Origin of the sequence: Parafrankia sp. EAN1pec (assembly GCF_000018005.1) — a bacterium.
Classification (GTDB): domain Bacteria; phylum Actinomycetota; class Actinomycetes; order Frankiales; family Frankiaceae; genus Parafrankia; species Parafrankia soli.
The window spans coordinates 684,549-697,778 of record NC_009921.1 but is presented as its reverse complement, the minus strand read 5'-3'; the positions used below and the strand labels follow the sequence as shown (position 1 = coordinate 697,778).

10 protein-coding genes and 1 pseudogene are annotated in these 13,230 nt (G+C 70.0%); 7 read left to right on the top strand and 4 right to left on the bottom strand.

Annotated elements, in window-relative coordinates; translation table 11 throughout:
- Entirely contained in the window at positions 1-1,710 is a 1,710-nt protein-coding gene (kdpA, locus tag FRANEAN1_RS02915; RefSeq protein ID WP_020458252.1) for a potassium-transporting ATPase subunit KdpA, read from the bottom strand.
- On the bottom strand, positions 1,710-1,799 hold the full coding sequence (locus FRANEAN1_RS02910; RefSeq protein WP_041253647.1) for a K+-transporting ATPase: 90 nt from the start codon (positions 1,797-1,799) through the stop codon (positions 1,710-1,712). Before FRANEAN1_RS02910 ends, kdpA begins: the two co-directional genes overlap by 1 nt.
- 320 nt (positions 1,800-2,119) lie before the next feature.
- Here FRANEAN1_RS02910 and FRANEAN1_RS02905 point away from each other — a divergent pair, with 320 nt between their 5' ends.
- The 6 genes and pseudogenes from FRANEAN1_RS02905 (at position 2,120) to FRANEAN1_RS42960 (ending at position 9,671) form a co-directional block, all read left to right on the top strand.
- Positions 2,120-4,867 carry a sensor histidine kinase KdpD gene (locus FRANEAN1_RS02905; protein WP_041253646.1) on the top strand — a complete coding sequence of 916 codons (2,748 nt, stop codon included), beginning with the start codon at positions 2,120-2,122 and terminating at the stop codon, positions 4,865-4,867.
- A 152-nt stretch (positions 4,868-5,019) separates the two neighbouring features.
- Positions 5,020-6,270, top strand: a complete 1,251-nt coding sequence (locus tag FRANEAN1_RS02900; RefSeq protein WP_041255377.1) for a cytochrome P450 — start codon at positions 5,020-5,022, stop codon at positions 6,268-6,270.
- A gap of 460 nt (positions 6,271-6,730) precedes the next feature.
- Positions 6,731-8,017 carry a cytochrome P450 gene (locus FRANEAN1_RS02895; protein ID WP_020458249.1) on the top strand — a complete coding sequence of 429 codons (1,287 nt, stop codon included), beginning with the start codon at positions 6,731-6,733 and terminating at the stop codon, positions 8,015-8,017.
- Positions 8,018-8,099: 82 nt separating this feature from the next.
- The gene (locus FRANEAN1_RS02890; protein ID WP_020458248.1) at positions 8,100-8,711 is read left to right on the top strand and encodes a TetR/AcrR family transcriptional regulator; all 612 of its coding nucleotides are present in this window, start codon (positions 8,100-8,102) and stop codon (positions 8,709-8,711) included.
- A 416-nt stretch (positions 8,712-9,127) separates the two neighbouring features.
- A pseudogene (locus FRANEAN1_RS42965) lies at positions 9,128-9,262 on the top strand (ABC transporter substrate-binding protein); the annotation flags it as partial.
- A gap of 148 nt (positions 9,263-9,410) precedes the next feature.
- On the top strand, positions 9,411-9,671 hold the full coding sequence (locus FRANEAN1_RS42960; protein ID WP_347176964.1) for a hypothetical protein: 261 nt from the start codon (positions 9,411-9,413) through the stop codon (positions 9,669-9,671).
- A 22-nt stretch (positions 9,672-9,693) separates the two neighbouring features.
- Here FRANEAN1_RS42960 and FRANEAN1_RS36770 read toward each other — a convergent pair whose 3' ends face one another.
- Complete coding sequence (locus tag FRANEAN1_RS36770; protein WP_049795572.1) at positions 9,694-10,167, bottom strand: TlpA disulfide reductase family protein; 474 nt, start codon at positions 10,165-10,167, stop codon at positions 9,694-9,696.
- 249 nt (positions 10,168-10,416) lie between these two features.
- On the opposite strand from FRANEAN1_RS36770, the gene FRANEAN1_RS02870 reads away from it, so the two are divergent.
- A complete protein-coding gene (locus FRANEAN1_RS02870) occupies positions 10,417-10,968 on the top strand; it encodes a DUF1003 domain-containing protein (protein ID WP_020458245.1) in 552 nt (183 codons plus the stop codon).
- Positions 10,969-11,173: 205 nt separating this feature from the next.
- On the opposite strand, the gene FRANEAN1_RS02865 is transcribed toward FRANEAN1_RS02870, so the two are convergent.
- Entirely contained in the window at positions 11,174-12,502 is a 1,329-nt protein-coding gene (locus FRANEAN1_RS02865; RefSeq protein ID WP_347176963.1) for a condensation domain-containing protein, read from the bottom strand.
- Between the last annotated feature and the right edge of the window lie 728 nt (positions 12,503-13,230).

The following is a 13,230-nucleotide window of genomic DNA, read 5'->3' as shown; positions in this document are numbered from 1 at the left end:
TCAGTGAATCCCTTCCGCGAAGGGCCCGAGAGCCAGCGCGGGAAAGAAGGTGAGCGCCACGATGATCAGCGTGACGCCGGCGAGCATCCCGACGAACTGGGGCCGGTGCGTCGGCAGCGTTCCAGCGGTGACGGGTACCGGCGTCTGCCGGGCCAGCGAGCCCGCCAGGCCGAGCACGAAAATTATCGGGAGGAACCGGCCGAACATCATCGCCAGCCCGAGCGCGGTGTTGTACCAGGTGGTGTTCACCGTGATTCCGGCGAAGGCCGACCCGTTGTTGTTCCCCGCGGAGGTGAACGAATAGAGAACCTCGGACAGGCCGTGCGCGCCGGAGTTGAGCATGCCCGCCCGCTGGCCGGGCAGCGCCATCGCGACCCCGGTGCCGAGCAGCACGATGATCGGCGTGGTCAGGAAGTACAGCGACGCGAACTTCATCTCCCGCGCGCCGATCTTCTTCCCGACGTACTCCGGGGTCCGCCCGATCATCAGCCCGGCGACGAAAACCGTCACGACGGCCAGGACCAGCATTCCGTACAGGCCCGATCCGACACCGCCCGGCGCCACCTCGCCCAGCATCATGTTGAACAGCAGGGAGGCGCCTCCGAGGCTCGTGTAGGAATCGTGGAAGGAGTTCACCGCGCCGGTCGAGGTCAGTGTCGTGGCGGTGGCGAAGATGGCCGAGTTCGCGACGCCGAACCGGGCGTCCGTGCCCTCGGCGGCGGCGCCGACGGCCTCGGGAACGGTCCCGTGGTGCGCGACCTGGAAGGCCATGTTCACCGTGAGGCTGCCCAGCGCGATCAGCGCCATCACCGCGACGATCGCCAGGCCCTGGCGCCTGTCCCCCACCAGCCGGCCGAAGGTGCGCGGCAGCGAGAAGCCGATCATGAGCAGGAGGTAGATCTCGAACAGGTTCGTCCAGGTCGCCGGGTTCTCGAACGGATGCGCGGAGTTGACGTTGTAGAAGCCGCCGCCGTTGGTACCGAGCTCCTTGATGACCTCCTGGCTGGCCACCGGCCCCCCGGTGATCGCCTGCCGGCCGCCGGCCACGGTCGTCACCACGTGGTTGCCGTGCAGGTTCTGGATCGCCCCACCGGCGATCAGCACGATCGCGCCGAGGACGCAGATCGGCAGCAGGATCCGCACGATCGTCCGCGTCAGATCGACCCAGAAGTTACCGATCTCGTCGCCGGTGCCCACGACGCCGTCCATACTGCCCGGACCGGCAGCGACGGGCGCGCGCCGGCGGGCGAAGCCGCGGACGACGGCGATCGCCACCGCGATACCGACCGCGGCCGAGGCGAAGTTCTGCACCGCCAGGCCGGCCATCTGGGTGAAGTGCGACATCGTCGACTCACCCGAGTACGCCTGCCAGTCGGTGTTCGTCGTGAAACTGACCGCCGTGTTCCAGGCCAGGGCGGGTGACACCCCGGAGAAGCCGAGATCCCACGGCAGGTGATCCTGGACCCGCTGCAACAGGTACAGGAACAGCACGGACACGGCGGAGAACGCAAGAACGCTGCGGGCGTACACCGTCCACCGCTGGCCCGCGTTCGGATTCACCCCCGTCAGCCGGTATATCGCCCGCTCGACAGGAAGGTGCTTCTCGCTGGTGTACACCCGGAACATGTAGTCGCCGAACGGCCGATACGTCGTGGCGAGGGCGCCGACCAGCAGCAGCGCCACCAGTATTCCGGCCACCGTCATGGACACTAGAAGCGCTCCGGGAACAGCAGGGCCGCGACCATGAGAACTCCCAGGACGATCGCCAGCACCAAACCTGCGACGTTCTCCGCGGTCACAGCCGCCCAACCCCCCGCAGAACAAGCGCCAACAGCACGAAACAGGCGACTGTCAGCGCGACGTACACGACGTCGAGCACGGTTCCTCCTCAGAGCATCGACGGCCCCGTCGTCCCTCCTGCCACTGGCGTCCAGAACTCGTGACGCGGGGCGAGCGACGTCAGTAAAACGTGACCAATGGCCAGATTGACGATCTCTCACAGGTTTCTAACGGCGACGCGGCGCTTTCTAACAGGACAGTAACGGCGATCATGAGAAACGCCGGGCGGGGCCGCGCCGGAGCCTTTCGCCGACCCCCGCGCCGGCCGCACCATGGGTGGGTGCCACGAGGAACCCTGCGGATCTACCTGGGCGCCGCGCCGGGCGTCGGCAAGACCTATGCCGCGCTCGACGAGGCCCACCGCCGCTCCGAACGGGGCACCGACGTCGTCATCGGCTTCGTCGAGACGCACGGCCGCCCGCGCACGGCCGCGATGCTCCACGACCTGGAGATCGTCCCCCGCCGGACGCTGACCTACCGGGGCGGCTCGTTCACCGAGATGGACCTCGACGCCGTCCTCGCCCGACGCCCCAAGGTCGCCTTCGTCGACGAGCTGGCACACACCAACGTCCCGGGCAGCCGCCATGCCAAGCGGTGGCACGACGTCCAGGAGCTGCTCGCGGCCGGCATCGACGTCATCTCCACCGTCAACGTCCAGCACCTGGAGTCGCTCAACGACGTCGTCGGGACCATCACCGGCGTCCCGCAGCGCGAGACCGTGCCCGACGACGTCGTCCGCCGCGCCGACCAGGTCGAGCTCGTCGACATGGCCCCGGAGGCGCTGCGCCGCCGGATGGCGCACGGCAACGTCTACGGGCCCGAGAAGGTGGACGCGGCGCTGGCCAACTACTTCCGCGTCGGCAACCTCACCGCGCTGCGCGAGCTCGCCCTGCTCTGGCTGGCCGGCAAGGTCGACGACCAGCTCGACCGCTACCGCGCCGACCACGGCATCGGCGGGACGTGGGAGACCCGCGAGCGCGTCGTGGTCGCCCTCACCGGCGGCCCGGAGGGGGACACGCTGATCCGCCGGGCCTGCCGGATCGCCGCCCGTGGCAAGGGCGCCGACCTGCTCGCGGTGCACGTCGCCCGCTCCGACGGCCTCACCGGCGCCGACCCGTCCGCACTGGCCCGCCAGCGGGCGCTGGTGGAGAGCCTCGGCGGCAGTTACCACCAGGTTATAGGCGACGACGTCCCCACCGCGCTGCTCGAGTTCGCCCGGGCCGAGAACGCCACCCAACTGGTGCTCGGCGCCAGCCGCCGCGGCCGCCTCGCCCGCATCCTCAGCCCGGGTATCGGCGCGACCACGACGACCAGGTCCGGCTCCATCGACGTCCACATGGTCACCCACCCCGAGGCGTGGGGGCACCGGCCGGCCCCGGCGGGCGGTGTGGACGCGGCGGCGCACCGGCCCGCCCGGCCTGGCTGGCCCGGCTGGCGGCTCCCCCGCGGTCGGACGGCCCTGGAACCCCGCCGGCGGATCATCGCCGCGGGACTCACGCTGGTGCTCGTCCCGGCGCTCACCGCCGGGCTCGCCGCGAGCCGCGGCACGTTCAACCTGACCACTGAGATGCTCGCCTACCTGCTGATCGTGGTCACGGTGGCGCTGGTCGGCGGGTTCGGGCCCGCGCTGCTCTGCGCCATCGCGAGCTCGCTGCTGCTCAACTACTACTTCACCGCGCCGGTTCGCGCGTGGACCATCGCCGACGGCGACAACGCGCTGGCGCTGCTCGGGTTCGTGCTCGTCGCCAGCCTGGTCAGTCGGGTGGTGTCCACCTCCGCCCGCCGCTACGAGCAGGCCGTGCGTGCCTCCGCCGAGGCCGCGACCCTCTCCGTGCTGGCCGGCAGTGTCCTGCGCGGCGAGGACGCGCTGCCCGCCCTACTCGCCCGGGCCCGGGAGACGTTCGGGATGACCTCGGTGACGTTGCTCGAACGCACCGACGACGACCAGGTCGGCGTGGAATGGAGCCCGGTCGCGACCATCGCCGGCACGGGTCCCGACGGCGCGAGCGTTGACGGCGCGAGCGGCGCCGGGCCGGGGACCTCCCAGGCGGGCGCCGGCGGACCGACCGGCGGCCGGGCGGACCCCGACGGCGACGGCGACGGCAGTGAGATCGTCGACATACCGGTACGGGAGGACCTGCGGCTGGTGCTGACCGGGCGGTCGCTGCCCGCCGCCGACCGGCGGATCCTCACCGCCTTCGCCGCCCAGGCCGCCGTCGCCCTCGACCAGCACCGGCTGCGCGAGGCTGCGGCCGAGGCCGCGCCGATCGCGGCGGCGGACAAGGTCCGCACCGCGCTGCTCACTGCCGTCAGCCACGACCTGCGGACCCCGCTGGCCGCGGCGAAGGCCGCGGTCAGCTGCCTGCGCGGGTACGACATCACCCTCACCGACGACGAGGAGGCCGAGCTGCTCGCCACCGCCGACGAGTCCCTCGACAAGCTGACCCGCCTGGTCGAGAACCTGCTCGACATGTCCCGCCTGCAGGCCGGTGCCCTGAGCGTCTTCCCCCGCGCCGTCGGACTCGACGACATCGTCCCCCCGGCGCTCGACGAGATCGGCCCGGCCGCGAACCGGATCGGCGTGCGGGTGCCCGACGACCTGCCGGACGTCCGGGCCGACCCGGTGCTGCTCGAGCGGGTCATCGTCAACCTCGTCACCAACGCCCTGCGGTACGCCCCTGCCGACACCCCGCCGGTGATCACCGCCAGCGCGCTCGGGGACCGCGTCGAGCTGCGCGTCGTCGACAGCGGGCCCGGCATCCCGGTGCGCCAGCGCGACAACGTCTTCCAGCCGTTCCAGCGCCTCGGCGACCGGGACAACACCACCGGGGTCGGCCTCGGCCTCGCGCTCTCCCGCGGCCTGGCCGAGGCCATGGGCGGCGCCCTCACCCCCGACGAGACGCCCGGCGGCGGGCTCACCATGGTGCTGTCGCTGCCGGCCGCACTCAACCCGACCGCCGTGACCAACCCGATCACCGCACCGCTGGACGTCCCCACCGGCCCGGCCGCGGACGACCGGGCCGGGTAAGGCGGACACGGCACGCCGTGCAGCACCGCGGCGATGATCGCGCCGATGGCGGGACCGGCGGCCCCGAGCGGAGCCCACAGGTCGCTGGCCACCAGCCGGCCGTCCGAGGTGTGCGGAGCGGGCCGCCCGGGAACCGCAAAGGCGTGTCCCAGCTGACGACACGGCCGAACGCGGTGCGCCGCTCGCTGCCCGATCTGCTGCGCTGGCTCGACGAGCTGCGTCGGCGCGGCCAGGTCCACCGCGACGACCGGCAGCGGTGCTGGCACGTGCTCGGCCATCCCGAGGCGGGCGCCGTCCTCGCGGACCACCGCTCGTTCACCTCGGACCTGCGCGGCCTGCTACCGCGGCCGGAGGACATGCCGGAGTACAACCTGCAGGAGGGCAGCTTTCAGGAGGACATGGAGCTGTTCCAGCGAGGCAACTTCGTCCGGCTCGACCCGCCCGAGCATCACCGGCTGCGCGGCCTGGCCAGCCGGGCGTTCACCTCGAGAACGGTCGCCGGGCTGGCCCCGCGCATCGCCGAGGTGACCACCGAGCTGCTCGACGCGACCGGCGGGCGGACCCGCCTCGAACTGATCGACGATCTCGCCTACCCGCTGCCGGTCATCGTGATCGCCGAACTGCTCGGCCTCCCCGCCGCCGACCGCCCGATGTTCCGGGGCTGGGCCGACGCCCTGTTCGACCGGGAGGTCGCGGACCCGGACCAGCCGCTGACCGAGCTCGCCGCGGCGAACACCCGAGCCGCCGTGCCCGTGCTGCGCGAGATGAACGCCTACCTGCTGGACCGTATCCGGGCCTGCCGCGCCCACCCGGGCGACGATCTCACCGGCCGCCTGGTCCAGGTCGAGGTCGACGGCCAGCGGCTGGCCGACGAGGAGATCGTCGGTTTCGTGGGCCTGCTGCTGCTGGCCGGGCACATCACGACCACGGCGACCCTCGGCAACGCCGCCCTGGCCCTGGACGAGCATCCCGGCGCGGCGGCCGAGCTGCGTGCCGAGCCGGAGCTGCTGCCGGCGACGATCGAGGAGGTCCTGCGGCTGCGGACCCCGTTCCCGCGGCTGGTGCGGCGGGCCGTCGCCGACACCCGGGTGGGTGATGAGGTCATCCCGGCCGGCGCGGTGGTGACGGTCTGGCTCACGGCGGCGAACCGCGACGAGCGGGTCTTCGCCGAGCCCGACCGGTTCGACCCGCGCCGCGCGCCGAACCCGCACATCGCCTTCGGGCAGGGCATCCACTTCTGTCTCGGCGCCCCGCTGGCGAGACTGGAGGCGAGGACGGCGCTGGGCATCCTGCTCGACCGGTACTCCGACATCGCGGTCGCCGCCGACGTCCCCGTCGAGCACCGCGACCCGTGGGCGATGGTCAGCGTCAACAGCCTGCCCCTGGACGTCCGCCCCCGCTGATCGCAGGCCGCCGCGGCGCTCTCCTCGGCACCGGTTCCCCGAACCCCGAACCACTCTGTTCGGCGGCCCCCGCCGGCCTTTCCGCTCCCCTGAAATCGACCGCGCCGAGGATCGTGGTGCCCACCGCCTGCCGACGGTCGTCGACGCCCGCCGGCTCATCGTCATGGAGGCCGGCCGGGCGCGCACCATCGACAGTCACGGCAAGCTGCTGAACACCTACCCGGTGTACCAGAAACTCGCCACAACCCAGCTCCGCGTTCCTCTCGGCACCGACTCGCCCCAGGTGACCGCCCGATCCGGCATTCCGCCGGACCTGCGACTTCAGCGCTGGGCCGAGCCTTCCACGGATACACACCTTGCCGCCGCCGACCGGCGTGTGTTAGACATCTGCCCAAGACGTTTGAGCGACTGCCAAATACACCGTGTTCCGTCCGCTCCCACGCTTTGGAAGGGACGCAGGTTGACCGACTGGACGACGACCGACTTCTTCAATGACGAGTCACTCGCCGAGGACCCGTACCCCTATTTCGACGAGCTGCGCTCGGTGTGCCCGGTGCTGCCTTTACCGCATCTCGGAGTGGTGGCGGTCACCGGTTACGACGAAGCGCACGAAGTTTACCGAGACGTGGACACGTTCTCGTCGTGCAACTCGGTCGTGGGCCCGTTCGCGACATTCCCGGTACCATTGGAGGGAGACGAGGTCGGGGCCATCATCGACCGCCACCGCGACCAGCTGCCGATGAACGAGCACATGGTCACGATGGACCCACCCATGCACACCCGCGAGCGGGCACTGGTCATGCGCATGCTCACCCCGAAACGTCTCCAGGAGAACGAGGCGTTCATCTGGCGTCTGGCCGACCAGCAGCTCGACGAGTTCATCGCGGACGGCCGGTGCGAGTTCATCCGGGCGTACGCACAGCCCTTCTCCATGCTGGCGGTGGCCGACGTCCTGGGCGTTCTGGAATCCGACCATCAGCGGTTCCGCGAGGGATTCGGGCTGACCGTCAGCCCCGGCCAGATCGGCGCCGGCGAACAGACCGACGGCGAGCTGAACGCGCTCGGCTGGCTCGACGCCTGGTTCGCCCGGTACATCGAGAGCAGGCGGCACGAGCCGCGCAACGACGTGCTGACCCAGATGGCGGCGGCCACCTATCCGGACGGGACGACGCCCGAGGTGACCTCCGTGGTGCGGGCGGCCACCTTCCTGTTCGCCGCCGGGCAGGAGACGACGGCGCGCCTGCTCGGCGCCGCGCTGAAGTTCATCGCGGAGAACCCGGGCCTCCAGGAGGAGATCCGGGAGCACCGCGAGCGCATCCCGGACCTCATCGAGGAGACGCTGCGGGTCGAAAGCCCGGTGAAAGCCGACTTCCGCCTGGCCAGACGGACGACGACCATCGGCGACGTCGAGGTACCGGCGGGCACCCCGGTCATGCTCCTCAACGGCGCGGCCAATCGGGACCCGCGCCAGTTCGAATGCCCGGCGGAGTTCCGCATCTCCCGCCGCAACGTCCGCCAGCACATCGCCTTCGGACGCGGAATCCACTCCTGTCCCGGCGGCCCCCTCGCCCGCGTCGAAGGTCGCATCAGCCTGGAGCGGATCCTCGACCGGACCAGGGACATCCGGATCTCCGAGGAGCACCACGGCCCGCCGGACGCCCGCCGCTTCGACTACGAACCGACCTGGATCCTGCGCGGCCTGACCAACCTGCACCTGGAGTTCACACCCGTCGAGTCGGCTCGATGACCCGCGTCGCCGTCGTCACCGGCGGGGCGTCCGGTATCGACATGGTCGCGACCAGTGGCCCCGGGTGGGATATGACAGGGAGATGGTCAGCCAACGCCAAGCTGGTTCGGCTACGTCGAGCACCCGCGACCAGCTGCTCGACGCGGCGGAGCAACTGATGCTGGAGGAGGGCTACGCCGCGGTCACCTCACGTCGCGTCGGCGCCCGGGCTGGGCTCACACCCCAGCTGGTGCACTATTACTTCCGCACAATGGACGATCTTTTTCTGGAGGTCTTCCGCCGCCGCGCGGACGTCGGCCTGGAGCTCTTCCGAGCTGCGCTCCAGAGCCGGCCCACGCTGCGGCAGCTGTGGGACCTACGCGACACGGGCATGACGACGCCCAGGTTCAATCTCGAGTTCATGGCGCTGGCCAACCACCGCAAGGCGATCCGGGTAGTCCTAACCGAGTACTACCGGAGCTACCGCGAGGTACAGCTCGCGGCATTCACGGCCGCCCTGGCGGACCTCGGTGTCCCGCCGGAGCGTTGCCCGCCGTTGGTGGCCCGACTGGTCATGATCGGCATCACCCAGATCATGGCGATCGACGCGGAGCTGGGCGTCGAGTCCGACAGCGAAGTTGTCGACGATTTCATCAGACGACAGATCGAAGACCTGGTCGAGCAAGGGCCGGAGCGGACCGACAGCGACACATAGCTCGCCCGCCGCGGGGGCCGATGCCGGGCCTGGTCTGAGTCAAGTCCGTTGATTCAGAAAGGAACTGGCACTATGCGGTGTAGAACAATTTCGGGCACGACCGTTTTCGGTTGTGATCAGCGTCCCGCAGGTAATGATCAGCCTGGCGGTATGCCTGGGTTCCAGGTCTCCAGGCGGCCGTGCTCGGTGCGGTTAGAGATTTTAGGCACGTGAGCCGGCCGTCTGCCGCCCGCCGACGGCACCGTCGCGCCGCCGCGGCGACAACGGCGGCGGTCCTGCTGCTGGCGGGCGCCGGATGCGACTCCGGTCGCGCCCCGGACGCCGCCTCCGCGCCCTGCACGACTCCGGGAGTCACCGACAGTCAGGTGCGAATCGGTCTGATCTATCCCGACACCGGCCCGCTGAGCTCGGTGTTCATGGCCGCCCGCAGTGGATTCGAGGCTCGCGTCGCTCTGGCGAACGCTGCCGGCGGCGTGCACGGCCGCATGATCAAGATCGTCTGGGCCGACGACGGAGGTAACCCTGCGACGAACGAGGCCGTCGCACGCAGGCTCGTGGAGCACGACGGCGTCTTCGCCGTCGCCGAGCTCACGACGGCCGCCTCGGGGGCTCTCCCGACCTGGCGCGTTTCCGCGAGACGATGTTCGATACGCATCGCAGACCTCGGATCCGGACCAGGTCACGGTCCTCAACTCCTACGTGGCGGCAGACATGCTGCTGCGCGGCCTGGCCGTCGCGGGCCCATGCCCGACCAGGGCCGGGTTCCACTCGAGGCTCCGGTCTGTCACAGATTACGATGCGGCCGGGCTCATGCCCGGTGGCCTCGACCTCAGCACCAACCGGGGAAGTCCGTCCACCTGCCTGACCTTCGCCGAGGTGAACGCGACGGGAACGGGCTACGAGGTCATTCCCGGTCCCGACGGCAGGCAGCAGTGGTGCGGCACCAGGCACAGGCTCTGACCGCCGGACACCCAGGGCGCGGCTACCTCTCGACAGCCAGCCGATCGAGGAGACCGCCCAGGGACTCGGCGGTCACTCCGCCGACGACACGGGTGGCGATCCGTCCCCTGGCGTCGAGCACGAACGTCGTGGGCAGGCCGGGCACCCCCGGCCAGCGCGCGGCCAGTGTGCCGTCGCGGTCGATGATGTTGGGGTAGGCGACCTCGTTGTGGCGCACGAAGCCCCGTGCCACGGTGGCCGGCTCCTTCTCGTTCACGCCGACGAAGGCGACCTGCGGATACCTCCCCGCAAGCATGACCAGGGCCGGTGTCTCGGCCCGGCACGGCGGGCCGTCGGCCGACCGCACCGCCCAGCGGCCCTCCGCCGAGCCGTCCGCCGCGTCGGCACCGATCGAGCACCCGCTCGCTCCCGGGCCGACCACCAGCGCAACCGCCGGCGGCACCAGCCGCCATGCCCATCGACGCATCGTCAGTTCGTCCCCGAGGGTGTACGCCACGTCTCCGCCCCCGGCCTCATCTACTACGAGTCGTAGAACTTCCACTTCGCCCCTTAGACACCAGGGATGGACGCCACGGCCGCCTTCCGGAATTCAGGCCATAGGACCTTGGACCGGGTACCTCGGCGAGAACCGAGGTCGGACAGGAACATCCCGGCCGAGGGCGCACACCGATGAGTTCGTGCCGTCCGGACAGTCCTCGGAGATGAGACGCCGAGGGCAGCGGCACCGCAGGCGCAGGATTGGGGCGTGAGCACCCATCCTGACCAGCCCGCAGCTCCCCGGCCCACGGCTTCCCCGCAGCCGCCGCATCCTCGGCTGCGCCCACATCCCCGGGTCCGCAACGAGCGGGCCCTGGCCGCTCGGGCGCGGACGTCCCAGGACAGGGTCTCGGACGCGATCACGGCATTCGCCGGGTCAATGCCCTTCGTCTACCTGCACGCCGCGTGGTTCACGATCTGGATCCTCCTGAACAAGGGGGCGTTCGGGGACGCGGCCGTCTTCGACCCCTACCCGTTCGGCCTGCTCACGATGATCGTCAGCCTCGAAGCGATCTTCCTGTCGACGTTCGTGATGATCAGCCAGAACCGGCAGGCCGCGAGGGAGGACATCCGGGCTGATCTCGACTTCGAGACCAATCTCCGCTCCGAGGTGTGGTCGGTGCACATCGGCAAGGCGCTTGGGCTGGACGCGGAGGCCATCGAGCGGCACGCCACGGAGGTCATCACTGAAAGCAAGGCCATGATCAGCCGCGGGGAGACGTCCTCGCGTCAGGTAACACCCCCGGCACAGAGTCAGTAGGACCCCACCCACGCCATATCGCCGTACGTAGGCCAACGCGGACCAGCCGGGCACCTCAGGCCGGCCACCATGCCAGTGGGCTCAACCCCGATCCATCCAGGTCGGCGCAACGCCAGAACCTGCCCTCCGTCCCCCCGATCCAGAGCTGCCCCGCACGCACACCGCGGGGTGCAGATTCCGCCGCGTGGTCGATGCAGCTCTCGTCTTACATGGCCGACCCGATGCGGGTCAGCTCACCGAAGGCCGTCCGGAAAAGATTCGCGAATGCCGAGGCGGCTTCGCGCCCGAAGAGGTGCCGGTGATACCCGAAAGTAACGTGGATGTTGTTACCGTAACCGGCCACGCAGATAAGCAGCCCCTGGGGCATGCCGACGGTAGCGGTGAAATAGACCGAGGATATCTTCGGCTCGTCGGAGGCCAGGCTGGAAAGCGAGCCGATGTTACTGACGGCGGCAGCGGGCGTGATGAGCGGGCGCGCCGCCCGCACCCCCCACCGCAGCAACGGGACTCGCCATGGGCCGGGAGTCAACTCGGTCGCGACCATACCGACCTTGCCCGCCACACCCGCGATGGGAGGGGCGGTCGCCGCCTGCTTCGCGCGTTCCGTCTGGTCCACGACGCGGGCGGCCAGCCTCGCCAGATCCGCCCGGTCCGTCGGTTCGGTGACCACCAACGCCTGACCGGTGTTGTTGCCACCCACCTCGGCCGCGTTTCCCAGACTGATCGGCATCCTGATGCGCAGCTTTCCGGATTCCCCGCCGCGTTGACGATTCCACCGGTCGATGGTGAGGTGGGTCGCGGCCATCAGAAGATCATTCACGGTGATTCGCCGCCCGGAGCCGAGCAGCACTCGGCCGGGCACCGGCAGGGTCAACGGCTGATAGCCGTAACCGGTGTCCCGCCCGGTCCCCATGGGCGTGATGTGTCGGCCGGAGCGTCGGGTGAAGGCGGTCCAGCCGGCCACGGCCGCCTTCGCGGCCGGCGGCACCCCGGCGGGCAGCCCGACATGGGTGTCGACAGGCCCCGCGGTGACCGTGGCCACTTCCGCCAGCCGGTACTCGGCGATGATGTCGGACAAAATCGTGGTAAGACCCATGCCGTCGACCGCGAGGTGGTGCGCGACGAGGGAAAGCTGGTCGCCGTCCGGTCCACGGACCAACGCGATCCGCAGCGGTGGATGGGCATGCAGGTCGAAACGGCCCGACACCATCATCTCGTGGACGTCCCAGCCGCTACTTCCGTCTTCGACCAGCCCGACGGAGCCTGCCGGCGGTTCGGTGCCGAACCGCCACGCATACTGGCGCGCGCCGTAGAGGGCCGCCCGCATCATGGGATGCCGGCGACTCGCCTCACGCACGGCACACCGGAGCCGCGCCGCATCCAGCTCGCCTTCGAACTGCACGAGAAAACCGCAGGTCAGCGGCGCATCTGGCCGATCGGAGGCGGCCAGGATCTGTTCGCTCGACGTGAGGAACCGGTCGGGAACAGGCCCCGGCGAGCAGCCCTGACTCTGGACATCGACCTGCACTGACACCCGCCTTCTCAAAGTAGCCAGCACACGTTATATGCGTTGGGGGTTCAGGTTCTCCGATCATCCGACAGTGGACTTGTGACGTGGCTTTCCTCCCGGCGCCTGCCGACGACCGATCACCGTCGGCGTTTCACGCCAGCAGCACCCATGATCAAGCAGCGTGAAAAGTTAGGCTATTTCACGGCGGCTCCAGCCTTGATGATCAGCAATATTCCAAAGATGCAGATGGGGTCATGTCCACGGATGCGGTCGACGCGCCGGCGAGGCGAACGGACGCCGGGATGACTGTCCTAGCCACGGTAACGTCTGACGATTGATCGACCCCGGCCGCGAGCGACCGCGAGCGACGAAGTGCCGGTGCGATCGGGGATCGCCTGCGCGGATGATCCCGAAGAAGCCCGCCGCAGCATTTCAGCCGCGCGAATCCCTCCTCACGACAGAACCCGGCATGGTAGCTATACGAAAAATGGTACGCTTGCGTGACCGGGTCAGTACTCAACGTGGGCAACCGGGGCATCGGGAGCGTGGATGACGGGGCCGTAGTGCTCGGCGAACAGCAGTTCCGCCTGCCCGTCGAGGGAGAGCAACGTGCCCGCGTCGTCGTACAGCGCGGTCCCTGGGCCGCCGTCCGCGAGGCGACTGGAGCTTCATGGCCGCCTCGCGGGTGGCGAGCGCCCGCAACGCGGCTCCGACGGCCGGTGCGATCGCGCGGACGAGCTCGACCTCCGCGG

What these genes read in the sequence shown, in the direction of transcription:
- FRANEAN1_RS02890 (WP_020458248.1), top strand. Translation starts at nt 8,100, where the DNA reads ATGGTCAGCCAACGCCAAGCTGGTTCGGCTACGTCGAGCACCCGCGAC.